Below are 15,909 nucleotides of genomic sequence, written 5' to 3' on the forward strand. Positions count from 1 at the left end.
CGCCGGACAGGCGCTAGTTCTGGGGTTTGACCACCGCGGCTTGGGGGCGGATGGGGAGGCGGGGGATGGGGCGGGCGGTGGCGGCGCGGACGGCGGCGGCCACCGCGGCGGGGGCGGTGACGACGGGGACCGCGGAGACGGCCTTGGCGCCGAAGGGGGCGAGGACGTCGCGCTCCTCGACCAGCCGGATGATGCGGACCGTGGGGGCGTCGAGGGCGGTCGGCAGGGAGTATCCGGTGAGGCTGGGGCGTTTGACGATGCCTCGGGGCGCGCGGAGGTCCTCCATCAGGGCGAGGCCGACGCCCTGGGTGATCCCGGCCTCGATGCGGGCGGCGAGCTGGCGGGGGTTGAGGATGCGGCCGACGTCCTGGGCGACGGCCATCTCGACCACGCGCACGGCGCCCAGTTCGATGTCGACGTCGACCACGGCGCGAATCGCGCAGAAGGTGAGGCCGACGAAGGCGTCGCCCTGGCCGGTGTCGTCGAGCCGGTCGGTCGGGTGCGGGCGGCACTGCGCGGTGGCCCACAGCTCCTTGCCGTCGAGGGTCTCGGCGACGGTGGTGGACAGCACACCGTCGTACGAGGTGATCTTGCCGTCGGCGATGGACAGCAGCTCCACGGACATGCCGAATTTGGCGGCGAGCGGCTGGAGCAGCTGGGTGCGGACCATCTTGGCCGCGCGCTCGACCGCGCCGCCGGACACCCAGGTGTGGCGTCCGCGCGCGGAGGGTCCCGACGGCGGCTGGTCGGTGTCGGACGGCAGCACCTGGACGTCGTCGATGCCGAGGACTTCCTGGACGATCTGCCGCGCCAGCGTGGTGAATCCCTGGCCGGTCTCGACGGCGGCGCAGATGACGGTGGCGCGGCCGTCGTGGACGCGTACGGTCGCGGTCGACACCTCGTCGGCGCCCTCGGCGCCGAGCACGTGGACCATGCCGAGCGCGTAGCCGACCCCGCGCCGTACCGCGCCCGGCTCGCCCGCGCCCGAGGTGCCGCCGGGCAGCAGCCACTGCGACTCGTCGTCGCCGTCGGGCAGCGGGGGCAGCTCGGCGTCGCGTACGGCCTTCAGCAGCTCGCCGACGGGCGCGGGGCAGGTGACGGTCTGGCCGGTGGGCAGCAGGTCGCCGGTGGCCAGGACGTTGCGCATCCGGATCTCGGCCGGATCCAGGCCGACCTTCGCGGCGAGCTTGTCCATCTGGCCCTCGTACGCGGCGCAGACCTGGAGCGCGCCCTCGCCGCGTACGTGGCCGGACGGCGGGTTGTTGGTGCGTACGGCCCAGCCCTCGACGAAGACGTGCGGGACGACGTAGGGACCGGCCGCGAAGGCCACGGCGGCGGCGAGCGCGTCGGAGGAGGCGTCGGCGTACGCGCCCGCGTCGAGCAGGATCTGCGCCTCGACCTTGACCAGGCGGCCCTCGGCGTCGGCGTGGTGCCGGTAGCGCAGCAGGGTGGGGTGGCGGTGGGCGTGGCCGAGGAAGGACTCCTCGCGGGTGGCCACGAATTTGACCGGGCAGCCGGTCTTGAGCGCGAGCAGGCCGAGCGGGAGCTGGACGCCGGAGTCCTCGCGGTCGCCCATCGCGCCGGGCACGCCGGTGACGACGACCTTGACGCGGTCGGGTTCGAGGCCGAAGCAGGCGGCGGCTAGGTCGCGGTCGGCGTGCGGGTCGGTGGAGGCGACGTACAGCTCGACGCCGCCGTCCGGGCGCGGGACGGCGAGTCCGGCCTCGGCGCCGATCGGCGCCGGGTCCTGGCGGCCGACCCGGTACAGGCCCTCCACGATGACGTCGCCGATCGCGTCGGGGTCGCCGAAGCGCAGCGGGATGTGCCGGATCAGATTGCCGTCGGGGTGCAGCGGCTCGGCGGCGAACGCCTTCTCGGGGTCGGTGACCGGCTCCAGCACCTCGTACTCGACGAGGATCGCGGCGGCGGCCAGCCGGGCGGTGTCGGGGTGGTCGGCGGCGACGGCGGCGATCGGCTCGCCGTGGTGCCGCACCAGGTCCTCGGCGAAGACCGGGCGGTCCGCGACCCGGCGGCCGTGCATCGCGTCGCCCGGCACGTCCTCGTGCGTGACGACGGCCCGCACGCCGGGCATCGCGACGGCCTCGCTGGTGTCGATCCGGGTGATCCGCGCGTGCGGGTACGGCGAGCGCAGCACGGCCGCCCACAGCAGCCCCTCGGCCCACAGATCCGCCGCGTACGGGTAGGTGCCCTGCGCCTTCTGGAGCGCGTCGGCCGAGGGCAGCGACGCGCCGATCCCCCGTACCGCCCCGGCGCCCGCCAGGGTCTCCGCGACGGGCCCCGGTCCGTCGATGATGCCGGTCATACGGCGCCTCCCGAGGGGCCGCCCTGGTGCGGGACGCGGGCGGCGGTGGAGGAGGCCGCGGACGCCGGGTTGTCGGGGTCGTCGGCGGCGGCCTCGCGGGCGGCGATGACCTGGTCGACGGCGTCGAGGACGCCGCGGTAGCCGGAGCAGCGGCAGAGGTTGCCGCACAGCGCCTGGCGGGTCTCCAGGTCGGTGGGTTTGTGGTTGCCCTCCAGCAGGTCGTGCACCGTCATCGCCATGCCGGGGATGCAGAAGCCGCACTGGACGGCGCCGGATTCGGCGAGCGCGCGCTGGACGTCGGAGGGGCGGCCGTCCACGGTCAGGCCCTCGACGGTACGGACCTCGCTGCCCGCCGCGGTGGCCGCGGGCACCAGGCAGGAGGCGACCAGACGGCCGTCGACCTGGACGGAGCAGGCCCCGCACTCGCCCTGTTCGCAGCCGTCCTTGGCGCCGGCGAGGCCGAGGCGTTCGCGCAGCACGTAGAGCAGCGATTCGCCGAGCCAGGCGTCGGTCACCGGGCGGTCGGCGCCGTTGACGCGCAGGACGTAGGAGGCGAGGGGGTGTTCGCTGTGGGTCTCCTCGACGGGTTCCGGCTCCGGCTCCCGCTCGGCCTCGTCGGCCGCGAGGTCGCCGTCCGCCTCCGCCGTACCGGAATCCGGGGCGAGGGGGTCGGGGGCGAGGGCGTCGGGCGTGAGGCCGTCGGGCGCGGGGCCGTCCACGGCGTCGGGGAGCGGCCCGGCCGGGGGCAGTTCGCCCGGCGCGAGGCCGTCCGGTACGTGGCCGTCCGGTACGTGGCCGTTCGCCACCAGTTCCTCGCCGCCGTCGAGCGCGGGCAGCGCGGGCAGCGCGGACAGGCCGCCCGGCAGGGCGTCGAGGCCGCTGAGACCGTCGAGCGCGGACAGGCCGTCGACGCCGTCGAGCGCGCCGATCCCGGTGAGCGGGGTGAGGCCGTCCGACAGGCCCTCGGGGTCGTGCAGCGCGCCCGCGCTGCCGGGGCTCTCGGGGTCGCCGGGGGCGCGCGTCCTGGCCGCCGGGTCGTGGCCGGTGCCGTAGTCGGCGTCGTGGCCGGTGTGCGTGAACGCGCTGTCGGCGGTGGCCTGGTGTCCCGCGCCGGGCGGCGGGCCCTCCGGGTCGTCGACGGCGGCGGACCAGGCGGCCTGGGTGGGCGGCCAGGGCAGCCCCTCGTCAACTCCCGCGCCCAGGCCGGTGCCCAGGCCCGTGCCGGGGTCGATGCCGGTGCCGACGCCGCTGAAGTCCCACTGCCCGGTGAGCTGGTCCTGCGGTGCGCCCTGCCCGGCCTGCGCCTGGGCGGCGGCCTGAGCGGCCGCCTGGGCCTGCGCGGCGGCCGCCGCGCCCTGCCCGAACATCCCGGCGGGGAAGGACTGCGTGGGCGCGGGTGACGGTGCCTGGTCCCACGGCGAGGCGAAGGAGCCGACGGAGAACTCCCCCGAGTCGCCGTCCGCGTCGTCCTTTATGACCGGGATCGACCACTGGGTGACCGGGTCGCCCTCACCGGTGACGGGCGGTCCCGCCGGGCCGTGCGCGCCGAGCGGGTCCTCGCCCGGCCGCGGCTCCGGCGGCAGTTGGGCCGCGAAGGAGACGTGCATGGTCTGGTCGGGGTCGTAGTCCCCGCCGCCGGGCACCGGCTGCCAGGTCCCCGACGTGCCGGGCGACGTACCGGACGCGCCGGACGTGCCCGACCTGTCGTCGGTGCCGGGTGCGCCCGGCTGCGGCTGCGGCTGGTCGGTCATGCCAGTGCCCTCCCGAGCGCTCGACGGGACAGTGCGGCCACGGTACGGCGTAGCTGGACGGCGGCGGGCGGCAGTTCGACACCTTCCTGGTCCGGGATGCACGCGGCGGCCACGTACTCGCCGAAGGCCGTGCACGCCTCGGGGGCGAGATTGCGGTCGCCGTCCCAGTCGATGAGGCCCGCGACCCACTGCTCGGCCTCCAGGGGCCGCAGCGGCACCGGCGCGACCGCGCCCACCGAACAGCGCACCTGGCGGCGCGCGGGGTCGACCACGAGCGCGACGGAGGCCACCGCACGCCCCGGCCCGGTGCGCCCGGTGGCCTTGAGGAAGGTCTGCGGCGCGTGCAGCAGCGGAATCCTCACGAAGGCGAGGAGTTCGCCGGGGCGCAGCGGGTCCATGCCGGTGAGCAGGTGGCTGACCGGGAGTTCGCGGTCGCCCTCGGGTCCGGCGACGATGACGCTGGCCTCCAGCGCGGCGAGCACCGGGAGGGCGTCGCCGGTCGGGGCCGCGGTCGCGATGTTGCCGCCGAGGGTGCCCGCGTTGCGGATCTGCGGCGGTCCCGCGGAGCGGGCGGCGGCGGCGAGCGCGGGGATGAGGGCGGCGAAGTCCGGCCGCCCCATCCGCGCGTGGGTCAGTCCGGCGCCGAGCAGCGCCGCGCCGTCCGCGTACTGCCAGCCGCGGATCTCACTGATCCGGCCGAGGCCGACCAGCGCGTCCGGGCGCAGCAGCCCGGAGTTCACCGCCGCCATCAGGTCGGTGCCGCCTGCGACGGGCACGGCGCTGGGCATGGCGGCGAGCGCCTCCACCGCCTCGTCGAGCGAGGACGGCAGCGTCACGTTCTCCGCCGTCCGCCGTGCATACGTGCTCACGCAGCCTGCCCCTTCCCGGCCTTCCTCCGTCGCGCGGTAGCCGTACCGTACGTGCTCACAGCCTGGACGTGGCAACTCTGGCACATGTTCCACGGTGGTCAACGCGAGGGTCCACGAAGTACCGATCCGTCCGTCACGGGCGCGATCGTACGGCTCTGACGGAATCAACCGCTGTGCCGGAATTGCCATCCTTCGGGTGTGTTGCGACGGTACGCCACTCCACCGTGCCAGCTCCGCCCGCGCCGGGTGCGGAAGTTGCGGAATCAGTCACACGATCGGGGGCGGACCGTCCTTGGGACGGCCGAGGACGCCGGGGCGGCGCTGCCACGGCAGCGGGCCGCCCGGCGGCCGGTACTCCACGCCCAGGGCGTCCAGTCGGGCGTAGTGGGTCCGCATCCGGGCTTCGAATTCCGGCCAGTCGCGCTCGTCGGCGGCGGGCAGGTCCGACCAGGCGACCTCGGCGAAGGCGGCGAGCCGCGGGAAGGCCATGTAGTCCAGCACCCGTACGGAGTCCATGACTTCGGTCCAGATGTTGGCCTGGGTGCCGATGACGTGCGCCGCCTCCTCCTCGGTGAGCTGCGGCGGAACCGGCTCGAAGCGGAAGACGTCCTCCAGGCCGCGGGCGTGCGCGATCGGCACCGGCTCCTCGGGGTCCTCCGACTGCCGCCAGTCCAGGTAGACATGGGTCTGGGGGCACATCACCACGTCGTGCCCCGCCTTGGCCGCCGCGATGCCGCCGGCGTATCCCTGCCACGACGACACGGCGGCGCCCTCGGCGAGGCCGCCCTCCAGGATCTCGTCCCAGCCGATCAGCCGCCGGCCGCGCTCGGTCAGCCAGTGGTCGAAGTGGCCGATCATCCAGCTCTGCAGCTCGTCCTCGTCCTCCAGGCCCAGCTCCTGCATCCGCTCCTGCGCCGAACGCGAGGCGCGCCACTGGTCCTTGGGGCACTCGTCGCCGCCGACGTGGAAGAACTCGCCGGGGAACAGCTCCAGCAGCTCGGCGAAGACGTTCTCGTAGAAGCGCAGGGTGCTCTCGGCGGGCGAGAGCACATTGGGGTTGACGCCCCACGTGGTCAGCACGGAGAGGGCCGAGGTGTCGACGACGTCGGTGTTGCCGAGCTCCGGGTACGCGGCGATGGCCGCCTGCGAGTGGCCGGGGATGTCGACCTCGGGGACGACGGTGATGTGCCGCTCGGCGGCGTACGCGACGATCTCGCGGATGTCGTCCTGGGTGTAGTAACCGCCGTGCGGGCGCTCGTCCCACAGCGGCGACTCGCGCAGCCCGACCTTCGTGCGCTCGCGCCACGCGCCGACCTCGGTCAGCTTCGGGTAGCGCTTGATCTCCACCCGCCAGCCCTGGTCGTCGGTGAGGTGGAAGTGCAGCACGTTCAGCTTGTGGGCGGCCATCAGGTCGAGGTACTTGAACACGACGTCCTTCGGCATGAAGTGCCGTGCCACGTCGAGCATGAAGCCGCGCCAGGCGAAGCGGGGGGCGTCCTGTATCTGGCAGGTCGGCACGCGCCACTCGCGCTCCCCCAGGGGCGCCCGGCGGAAGGCGTCGGCCCCCAGGAGCTGGCGCAGGGTCTGCGCGCCCCAGAAGACGCCGGCGGGGCTCCCGCCGAAGACGTGCACGCCGGAGTTGGGCGCGGCCATGATGCGGTAGCCCTCGGGGCCCAGCTCCCTGGCCACCGCGTCGTCCACCGCCAGCCGGATCACGTCCTTCCCGGACGGCTCCACCGGTGCCAGCGGCAGGCCCGTCGCTGCCGCGAGCACTCCGCGCAGCCAGCGCGCGGCGCCTTCGGCGCCGGGGGTCGCGGTGAGGGTCGTCTCGGGCCCGAGGACGAAGGCGTCGTCGGTGCCGTACGGGGTCTGATGGCGCGGGGCCGGAATGAGGTCCATGGGGGCCATCCTGACCCGTAATCCGCGATTGGCATAGACCAATCCCGCAGCTGCCTGACCGAGGACCGTTCTCCGACCGCGGAAGCGTCATGCCTGGTCGCGCAGTTCCCGCGCCGCCGAAGGGCCCGGCTCACCCGCCCGCGGCAGACTTGCCCCGCCCGGGCGCGGGCAAAGACGACGGGCACGGGCCCCGAGGGGCGCCGGGGGCACCTCCCAGCGGTAGCTGGCGGAGGAACTGCGCGGCCAGCCCCCACCGGCCGGGAGTGCGGGGGCCGCCGGAGCGGGGCACCGCGTACCCGGCCCGGGAAAGACTAGAAGGCGGCAGCCGCCCTCTCGCGTTGGGCGCGCACGGCCAGCAGCACGGTGAGGGTCACACCGAGGAGCAGCCACGCCAAGTGGGCGATGGTGAGGGCCTGCCACGCGGAGTGGGGCACGTCGGGGGCGGAGGCCAGGGCGAGGGTGGCGCCCAGCAGCGCGAACACGGCCGCGAGCTGCACACGCCCGTTCCAGCTCCGCAGGAACGCGCGCTCGGCGAAGGGCCCGCCGTACCACCAGCGGACGGCGAGGCCGACGACGACCACGGCGGCCAGACCGGCCGCGGTCACGGCGGAGACCGCCCACAGCGGCCACGGCGCGCGCTGCCGTTCCTTGTCGCAGGGCAGCACGGTGGTGACCAGCGGCACCAGCGGGAGTACGGCGACGGCGTTGATCTCCCGGACCCGCCGCAGCCAGGGATCGGCGGCCAGCTCCGTACGGACGGTGGCACGGATGCCCCGCAGCCGGGCGGGCAGCGGCGTACCGGAGCGGCGCCCGGCCACCGTCAGCAGGACCACGATCAGGACCAGGGCCGCCGCGGCCCCGGCGGCGGTGGCGATGATCTGCCACACGTCACCGGTCGCGATCCGGAAGAGCTGCACGCCCACCAGCAGGGCCACGGCGATGATCCCGGCCAGTGCCCCGCCGCGCGGCGCGGTGAGCTGGCTGGGGTCGGCGCCGAGCATCAGCGCCCGCTCCACCGCGCTCTGGTGCTCGGCGCGGTGCCGCTTGGGCACCCGGCCGAGCAGCCCGCGCCCCGAGGTCAGCGAACGGGCCAGCGCGACCTGCGCCTCGGCCTCCTGCGGGGCGAGCGCGACCGCGCGGCGGGCGGCGGCCACCGCGTCGGGCACCCGGCCGAGCCGCCGGTAGACGTCGGAGAGCAGCACCGACGGCTCCCAGCCGTCGGGGTCGGCGCCGGTGGCCCGCAGCGCGACGGTCAGCGCCGCGTGCGGCTCGTCCAGCGAGAGCAGCACGACCCCGGCCAGCACGAAGACGTCGGCCGCCTCCGCGGGCCCGGCGAGCGCCAGTGCCCAGTCGACCGACTCGCGGGCCTCGGGGCGCCGCTTCTCCTGCGCGAGGATCCAGGCGCGCAGCAGGTAGCCCGCGCTGCCGTTGCGCTCCACGAAGGCATCGCTGACGAGGGCGTGCGCCTCGGCGAACCGGCTCTGCGCGACGAGCGAGTGCACCCGCTCGCCGTCGCTCGCGTCGTCGTCGCCGGGCGCGTCCGCCGCGCCGAACGCGCCGTCGTCACCCTGACCGCTGTCCACGTCCGCCCCTGTTTCCGCCGGCGAGGAGCGCGGACGTCAGCTCTTGCCGCCGCTGCCCTTGCCGGACTTGTCCTTGTCCCCGCCGCCCAGCGGCATGCCCTCGTAGATCTCCTTGCACATCGGGCAGACCGGGTACTTCTTCGGATCGCGTCCCGGGACCCAGACCTTGCCGCAGAGCGCGACGACGGGCGTGCCTTCCAGCGCGCTCGCCATGATCTTGTCCTTCTGGACATAGTGCGCGTAGCGCTCGTGGTCGCCGTCACCATGGGAGAGCTGCGGGGTCGGCTCGACCAGAGTGCCGGTGCCCGCCCCGCGCTCGGGCTCAAGAGTGCTCATAAGACTCAAGACTAGTTGAGAGACGGATCGTCGGGATACGTGGCCACCATGGCCAGCTCATTGCGCTGCCTGCGCAGCACCGAGCGCCACAGTTGTTCGGGATCGGGCGAGGACACGTCGCCCGGCTCGGACTCGATCACGTACCAGGCGCCGTCGACCAGTTCCTTCTCCAGCTGGCCGGGCCCCCAGCCGGAATATCCGGCGAAGATCCGCAGCGAGCCCAGCTCGGCGGCGAGCAGTTCGGGCGGCGCCTCCAGGTCGACCAGGCCGATCGCGCCGTGCACCCGCCGCCAGCCCAGCGGGTCCGCGTCCTCGCCCTCGCGGACGTCGCCCGGCACCACGGCCAGGCCCAGCGCGGAGTCCAGCGAGACCGGGCCGCCCTGGAAGACCACCGGGGGCGCGCCCGCCAGCGGCGCCCAGGGCAGCAGGACGTCGCCGACGCCGACCGGCGTGGGCCGGTTCAGGACGACGCCGAGCGACCCCTCCGCGTCGTGGTCGAGGAGGAGCACCACCGCCCGGTCGAAGTTGGGGTCGGCGAGCGCCGGTGTGGCGACGAGCAGTCTTCCGGTGAGCGAGGACACCTCGGTCATGGGACACATGATCCCGCACAAACCCGCTGGGCGGAGCGGCAACCGCCACTCCCGGACATCCGCCGCTACGGCGCGACACGCGGTACGGCGCGCGCGGCAGCGGACGGTGTGCGGTCCGCCACGCACCGCGCTGTAGCGAAGTCATGACACTGGCCGAGGTTCACGGCAGCCGGGACGGGTCAGTAGGCGCATTACCATTTCTTCCTGCGCTCCGCGCGGCGAGCACCCCGGCCGCGCCCGGCCTCCCCCGTACCAACCGTTCCGAAGATCGCGAGATCCATGACCGACATCGCCGATGTACTGCTTGTTCATGGCGGAACCCCCCTCGAGGGCGAGATCCGTGTCCGCGGTGCGAAGAACCTCGTGCCCAAGGCCATGGTCGCCGCCCTGCTCGGCAGCGGACCGAGCAGACTCCGCAATGTCCCCGACATCCGTGACGTACGCGTCGTACGCGGGCTGCTCCAGCTCCACGGCGTGACGGTGCAGAGCGGTGAGGAACCGGGCGAGCTGGTCCTCGACCCGACGCGCGTCGAGAGCGCCAACGTGGCCGACATCGACGCCCACGCGGGCTCCTCCCGGATCCCGATCCTGTTCTGCGGCCCGCTGCTGCACCGGCTCGGCCACGCCTTCATCCCGGGCCTGGGCGGCTGCGACATCGGCGGCCGGCCGATCGACTTCCACTTCGACGTGCTGCGGCAGTTCGGCGCCACGATCGAGAAGCGCGCCGACGGCCAGTACCTGGAGGCGCCGCAGCGGCTGCGCGGCTGCAAGATCCGGCTGCCGTACCCGTCGGTCGGCTCGACCGAACAGGTGCTGCTCACCGCGGTGCTGGCCGAGGGCGTCACGGAGCTGTCCAACGCGGCGGTCGAGCCGGAGATCGAGGACCTGATCTGCGTCCTGCAGAAAATGGGCGCGATCATCTCGATGGACACCGACCGGACGATCCGGATCACCGGCGTCGACAAGCTCGGCGGCTACAACCACCGGGCGCTCCCCGACCGCCTCGAAGCCGCCTCCTGGGCGAGCGCGGCGCTGGCCACCGAGGGCAACATCTACGTCCGCGGCGCCCAGCAGCGGTCGATGATGACCTTCCTCAACACCTTCCGCCGGGTCGGCGGGGCCTTCGAGGTGGACGACGACGGCATCCGCTTCTGGCACCCGGGCGGCCCGCTCAACGCCATCGCGCTGGAGACCGACGTGCACCCCGGTTTCCAGACCGACTGGCAGCAGCCGCTGGTGGTGGCGCTCACCCAGGCGTCGGGGCTGTCCATCGTGCACGAGACGGTGTACGAGTCCCGGCTCGGCTTCACCTCCGCGCTCAACCAGATGGGCGCGCACATCCAGCTCTACCGCGAGTGCCTGGGCGGTTCCGCCTGCCGCTTCGGGCAGCGCAATTTCCTGCACTCCGCGGTCGTGTCGGGCCCGACCAAGCTCCAGGGCTCCGACCTGGTCATCCCCGACCTGCGCGGCGGCTTCTCGTACCTGATCGCGGCGCTGGCCGCGCAGGGCACCTCGCGCGTGCACGGCATCGACCTGATCAACCGGGGCTACGAGAACTTCCTCGCCAAGCTGGAGGGCCTGGGCGCCCACATCGAGCTGCCCGAGCCCGCGGGCGCGGTCGCTTCCTGAGCGGTACGGCGGGCGTACGGCAGCCGTACGCCCGCCGTGCGGCCCGGCGTACCGCTGTCGTGCGGGCCGCCCCATGCGAAAGGGCGGCTTCTCCCCCGGGAGAAGCCGCCCTTTGGCGATGTGATTACTTGCCCTTGGCGGCTTCCTTGAGCTTGGAGCCCGCCGAAACCTTCACGCTGTAGCCGGCCGCGATGTTGATCGGCTCACCGGTCTGCGGGTTACGCGCGGTCCGAGCGGCACGGTGGGTGCGCTCGAAGGTCAGGAAGCCGGGGATGGTGACCTTCTCGTCGCCCTTGGCCACGATCTCACCGACGGTCTCAGCGAACGCGGCCAGTACGGCGTCGGCGTCCTTGCGGGTCACCTCGGCGCGCTCGGACAGAGCGGCCACCAGCTCACTGCGGTTCATATCTGTACTCCCGTGTTCTTTCTGCCATGGGGGCGCGAGCTCGAAGCTGTTGCTGTGTGCCTCACTGCCCAGGTGTGCATCCTGCCCCCATATATGGGGGGAAAGCCAATCCACCGACCGCGCGAGTCGCACAAAAAACGATGCGATTGCACGGGGACACCACGGGGATGACGGATTGTCGTCACATGGTCGACGCATCGAATCCGTTTGTCGGACGGATTGTCAGACCGCCCCCGGCGCGGTCGCCGCGGCGGCCACCGCCGGTCCCTGCGCCTTGGCCGCGTCGCGTACGGCGTCGGCGACCGCGCCCGCGACCTTGTCGTTGAAGACGCTGGGGACGATGTAGTTGGCGTTCAGCTCGCCCTCCCCCACCACGTCCGCGAGGGCGTGCGCGGCGGCCAGCATCATCTCGGTGTTCACGGTGCGGGACTGGGCGTCCAGCAGGCCGCGGAAGACGCCGGGGAAGACCAGGACGTTGTTGATCTGGTTGGGGAAGTCGCTGCGCCCGGTGGCGACCACGGCGGCGGTCTCGCGGGCCACGCCCGGGTCCACCTCGGGGTCGGGGTTGGCGAGCGCGAAGACGATCGCGCCGTCCGCCATCCGCGCCACGTCCGTACCGTCCAGGACGTTGGGCGCGGAGACGCCGATGAAGACGTCGGCGCCGGTCACGGCCTCCTTCAGGGTGCCGCTGACGCCCTCGGGGTTGGTGTTGTCGGCGATCCAGCGCAGCGGCGAGTCCGGCGACGCCTCCACCAGGTCGTCGCGGTCGCAGTGCACCACGCCGTGGATGTCGGCGACCACCGCGTGCTTCACTCCGGCGGCCAGCAGCAGCTTGAGGATGGCCGTACCGGCCGCGCCCGCGCCGGACATGACGACGCGTACGTCGCCGATCTGCTTGCCGACCACGCGCAGCGCGTTGGTGAGCGCGGCGAGCACCACGATGGCGGTGCCGTGCTGGTCGTCGTGGAAGACCGGGATGTCCAGCGCCTCGCGCAGCCGGGCCTCGATCTCGAAGCAGCGCGGCGCGGAGATGTCCTCCAGGTTGATGCCCGCGAAGCCGGGGGCGATGGCCTTGACGATCGCCACGATCTCGTCGGTGTCCTGGGTGTCGAGGCACAGCGGCCAGGCGTCGATGCCGGCGAAGCGCTTGAAGAGGGCCGCCTTGCCCTCCATGACCGGCAGCGCGGCCTTCGGGCCGATGTTGCCGAGGCCGAGGACGGCGGAGCCGTCGGTGACGACGGCCACGCTGTTGCGCTTGATGGTCAGGCGGCGGGCGTCCTCGGGGTTCTCCGCGATGGCCATGCAGACCCGGGCGACGCCGGGGGTGTAGATCATGGAGAGGTCGTCACGGTTGCGGATCGGGTGCTTGGACTGCATCTCGATCTTGCCGCCGAGGTGCATGAGGAACGTACGGTCGGAGACCTTGCTCACGGCGACGCCCTCGATGCCGCGGAGCTTGCCGACGATCTCGTCGGCGTGCGCGGTGGAGCTGGCGGCGACGGTGACGTCGATGCGGAGCATGTCGTGGCCCGACGCGGTGACGTCCAGGCCGGTGACCGAACCGCCCGAGGACTCCACCGCGGTGGTGAGCTGGCTGACCGCGGTCCCGCTGGCGGGGACCTCCAGCCGTACCGTGATCGAGTACGAGACGCTTGGCGCCGTTGCCATGACGGACCTTCTTCCGGTTCCTCTGCTGCTGGTGGTGCTGCCCGTCGATCGTTGCACCTACCGACGGGTACGCGTAAACCCGCGTGGGGTGAAGATTGGAAGAATACTTCCGCGATGCGGGAGCGGCGCAACCGGGTGGACCGAAGAAGAGATTTTCGTCCGCCGGGAAGAGGTTCCCGTAGCCGTTTGTTAGCCTGAGTACGGCACCGGCTCGATCCAAGCCCCCGGGCCCAACCTTAGGCGCTTCGAGCGCCCACTTGCCGCGAGGCGAGCATGGCGGGCCGGTGTCGTGAACGTCACGTGGGCGCCCCCTCTTCCGGAGGGGGCGCCCACGGCGTTTTCGGAACGGTGCCAGGACCCGTTGTCGGACCTGTTCCCGGACCCGTGCCAGGAGCCGCTTCCCGGACCCGTGCCAGGACCCGTCGTCGGACCCCGCCGCCCGGTCAGGGGCGCAGCAGGTCCGGCACTCCCTCGGCGTCCGGCAGATCGCCCTCGGCCGCGAGGACCATCAGGCGTTGCGTCGCCCGCGTCAGGGCCACGTACAGCACCCTCAGCCCCGCGGGCGACTCCTCCGCGATCTCGGCTGGGGACACCACGAGCGTGGCGTCGTACTCCAGGCCCTTGGCCTCCAGGCTGCCGAGCGCCACGACGCGCTCGCCGAGCCCTTCGAGCCAACCGCGGGCCTGGGCGCGGCGGTTCATGGCGACGACGACGCCGACCGTGCCGTCCACCTCCTCCAACAGCCGCGCGGCGCACCGGCGTACGTCCGCGCCGAGGTCGTCGCCCGCGACCGCGTACTGCGGCAGGACACCGGTGGAGCGCACGGCGCGCGGCGACTGCATGCCGGGCATGGCGAGCGCCAGCACGGTGGCGGCGACCTCCGCGATCTCGGCGGGGTTGCGGTAGTTGACGGTGAGGGTGAAGCGCCGCCGGGGCCGGGTGCCGAGCGCCTCGTCGCGCGCCCGCGCCGCCTCGTCCACGTCCGTCCAGGAACTCTGCGCCGGGTCGCCGACGATCGTCCAGGTGGCCGTACGGCCGCGGCGCCCGACCATCCGCCACTGCATCGGCGTCAGGTCCTGCGCCTCGTCCACGATGACGTGCGCGTACTCGGTGCGCTCCTCGTCCAGCCGCTCGGCCCGGCTGCGGCGGCCCGCGTCGTGCCGGTCGGCGAAGGTCGTGACCTCGTCCAGGCCGGTGAGCTGGTCCAGCGGGTCGGCCTCGCGGCGCTTGGGGCGCGGCACCGGACCGAGCAGCGTGTCGAGTTCGTCCAGCAGCGCCACGTCGTGCGCGGTGGCGCCGGTCCTGCGCAGTGAGCGCGCCACCCGGCGGACCTCCGGCGGGGACAGCACCCGGCGCGCCCAGCGGGCCAGCCGCTTCTCGTCGGCGAGCGCGGCCAGCACGGCGCGCGGCTGGAGCACCGGCCACCAGGCGTCGAGGAAGTCGGTGAAGTCCTGCTCGGTGCTGATGTCCTCGTCGAAGCCCTGGCGTTCCTCCGCGGCCAGCTCCGGATCGTCGAAGCGGCGGCCGGTCTTGCGCCACAGCGCGTCCAGCAGCAGGCGGCGGGCGCGCGGGCGCAGCAGATTGACGGGCGCGGTGCCGCCGAGGGTGTTGTGGCGGATGCCCGCCAGTTCCTGCTCGGACAGCTCCACGCGGCGGCCGAAGGCGACCACGCGCAGCGTCGCCGGGCGGCCGGGCGTCAGGTCGAGCGCGCCGCGGGCCGCGTTGCGCAGCACCTTCTGCATCCGCAGCGAGCCCTTGATCCGGGCGACCGCGGGCTCGTCGTACAGATCGGCGGAGACGCCGTCGACCAGCGAGCCGACGGCGCGGATCGCGACCTGGCCCTCCTCGCCGAGCGACGGCAGCACGCCCTCGGTGTACGACACCAGCAGCGGGGTCGGGCTGACGCACAGGATGCCGCCCGCGTACCGCCGCCGGTCCTGGTAGAGCAGGTACGCGGCCCGGTGCAGGGCGACCGCGGTCTTGCCGGTGCCGGGGCCGCCGGTCACCTCGGTGACGGACGCGGCGGGCGCCCTGATCACCATGTCCTGCTCGGCCTGGATGCTCGCCACGATGTCCCGCATGGTGTGGCTGCGGGCCTGGCCGAGGGCCGCCATCAGGGCGCCGTCGCCGACGACCGGCAGCCCGGTGGTCAGCTCGGGGCGCAGCAGGTCGTCCTCGACGCCGAGCACCTTGCGGCCCTTGGAGCGGATCACCCGGCGGCGCACCACGCGCCCCGGCGCGACCGGGGTGGAGCGGTAGAAGGGCGCGGCGGCCGGGGCCCGCCAGTCGATGACCAGCGGCGCGTACTCGCTGTCCAGGACGCCGATCCGGCCGATGTGCAGGGTCTCGGCGATGTCGGCGGTCCGGTCCTCGCGGACGGCGTCGTCGGCGGGTTCGACGGAGGTGAAGGCGCCGTCGGCGCCCTTCTTGCCGTCCTTGCCCCGCAGCAGGTCGATCCGGCCGAAGAGGAAGTCCTCGAACTCGCTGTTCAGCCGGTTGAGGTGGACCCCCGCGCGGAAGACCTGCGCGTCCCGTTCGGCGAGCGCGCCCGGCGTGCCGACGTGGCCGCGCTGGGCGGCGTCCTTCATCAGGAACTCGGCTTCGTCGATCTTCTCTTCGAGGCGGTGGTACACCCGGTCCAGATGCGCCTGCTCGACGGCGATCTCCTGATCCCGGACCCCCAGGTGGGCTGTGGTCTGCGCGGCCACGCAGGACCCCCTTCTTCATTGCGTCATGCGCCGCCCACGTACGTGACGGGGCACGTGGGGCAGCCTGCAACCGTACGCGACCTGCGGGCTTCTGCACACTCCGCCGTGCGGTCGGGTCTGAGGCGCGGTCAGTTTTCCGGCGGGCCG

General features: G+C 73.4%; 11 protein-coding genes. 1 reads left to right on the forward strand and 10 read right to left on the reverse strand.

What is annotated here, in order from left to right; genetic code table 11:
• Positions 1 to 13: 13 nt before the first annotated feature.
• The 7 genes from ACFZAM_RS18190 to ACFZAM_RS18220 all read right to left on the reverse strand — a co-directional run bounded on the left by ACFZAM_RS18190 (position 14) and on the right by ACFZAM_RS18220 (position 9,351).
• Positions 14 to 2,323: a xanthine dehydrogenase family protein molybdopterin-binding subunit gene (locus tag ACFZAM_RS18190; protein WP_355343012.1), complete on the reverse strand. Its 2,310-nt coding sequence runs from the start codon at positions 2,321 to 2,323 to the stop codon at positions 14 to 16.
• Complete coding sequence (locus tag ACFZAM_RS18195; RefSeq protein WP_391047152.1) at positions 2,320 to 4,074, reverse strand: 2Fe-2S iron-sulfur cluster-binding protein; 1,755 nt, start codon at positions 4,072 to 4,074, stop codon at positions 2,320 to 2,322. Before ACFZAM_RS18195 ends, ACFZAM_RS18190 begins: the two co-directional genes overlap by 4 nt.
• On the reverse strand, positions 4,071 to 4,943 hold the full coding sequence (locus tag ACFZAM_RS18200; protein WP_355343006.1) for an FAD binding domain-containing protein: 873 nt from the start codon (positions 4,941 to 4,943) through the stop codon (positions 4,071 to 4,073). The genes ACFZAM_RS18195 and ACFZAM_RS18200 overlap by 4 nt, the downstream gene beginning before the upstream one ends.
• 267 nt (positions 4,944 to 5,210) lie before the next feature.
• On the reverse strand, positions 5,211 to 6,842 hold the full coding sequence (locus ACFZAM_RS18205; RefSeq protein ID WP_391047154.1) for a family 20 glycosylhydrolase: 1,632 nt from the start codon (positions 6,840 to 6,842) through the stop codon (positions 5,211 to 5,213).
• Positions 6,843 to 7,153: 311 nt separating this feature from the next.
• Positions 7,154 to 8,425, reverse strand: a complete 1,272-nt coding sequence (locus ACFZAM_RS18210; protein WP_355343000.1) for a hypothetical protein — start codon at positions 8,423 to 8,425, stop codon at positions 7,154 to 7,156.
• Positions 8,426 to 8,461: 36 nt separating this feature from the next.
• Positions 8,462 to 8,761, reverse strand: coding sequence for a DUF3039 domain-containing protein (locus tag ACFZAM_RS18215; RefSeq protein WP_093716639.1), 300 nt, complete (start codon positions 8,759 to 8,761; stop codon positions 8,462 to 8,464).
• An 11-nt stretch (positions 8,762 to 8,772) separates the two neighbouring features.
• Positions 8,773 to 9,351, reverse strand: coding sequence for a YqgE/AlgH family protein (locus tag ACFZAM_RS18220; protein ID WP_188284071.1), 579 nt, complete (start codon positions 9,349 to 9,351; stop codon positions 8,773 to 8,775).
• A 279-nt stretch (positions 9,352 to 9,630) separates the two neighbouring features.
• Here ACFZAM_RS18220 and murA point away from each other — a divergent pair, with 279 nt between their 5' ends.
• Complete coding sequence (gene murA / locus ACFZAM_RS18225; protein ID WP_391047158.1) at positions 9,631 to 10,980, forward strand: UDP-N-acetylglucosamine 1-carboxyvinyltransferase; 1,350 nt, start codon at positions 9,631 to 9,633, stop codon at positions 10,978 to 10,980.
• A 124-nt stretch (positions 10,981 to 11,104) separates the two neighbouring features.
• On the opposite strand, the gene ACFZAM_RS18230 is transcribed toward murA, so the two are convergent.
• The 3 genes from ACFZAM_RS18230 to ACFZAM_RS18240 form a co-directional block, all read right to left on the reverse strand.
• Entirely contained in the window at positions 11,105 to 11,386 is a 282-nt protein-coding gene (locus ACFZAM_RS18230; RefSeq protein ID WP_355342991.1) for an HU family DNA-binding protein, read from the reverse strand.
• A 222-nt stretch (positions 11,387 to 11,608) separates the two neighbouring features.
• Positions 11,609 to 13,054: a malic enzyme-like NAD(P)-binding protein gene (locus tag ACFZAM_RS18235; protein ID WP_391047160.1), complete on the reverse strand. Its 1,446-nt coding sequence runs from the start codon at positions 13,052 to 13,054 to the stop codon at positions 11,609 to 11,611.
• A gap of 443 nt (positions 13,055 to 13,497) precedes the next feature.
• Positions 13,498 to 15,762 (reverse strand): UvrD-helicase domain-containing protein, encoded by a 2,265-nt coding sequence (locus ACFZAM_RS18240; RefSeq protein ID WP_391047162.1) that lies wholly within the window; start codon positions 15,760 to 15,762, stop codon positions 13,498 to 13,500.
• Positions 15,763 to 15,909 lie beyond the last annotated feature (147 nt).

This window comes from Streptomyces sp. NPDC008079 (assembly GCF_042957385.1).
Lineage (GTDB): Bacteria > Actinomycetota > Actinomycetes > Streptomycetales > Streptomycetaceae > Actinacidiphila.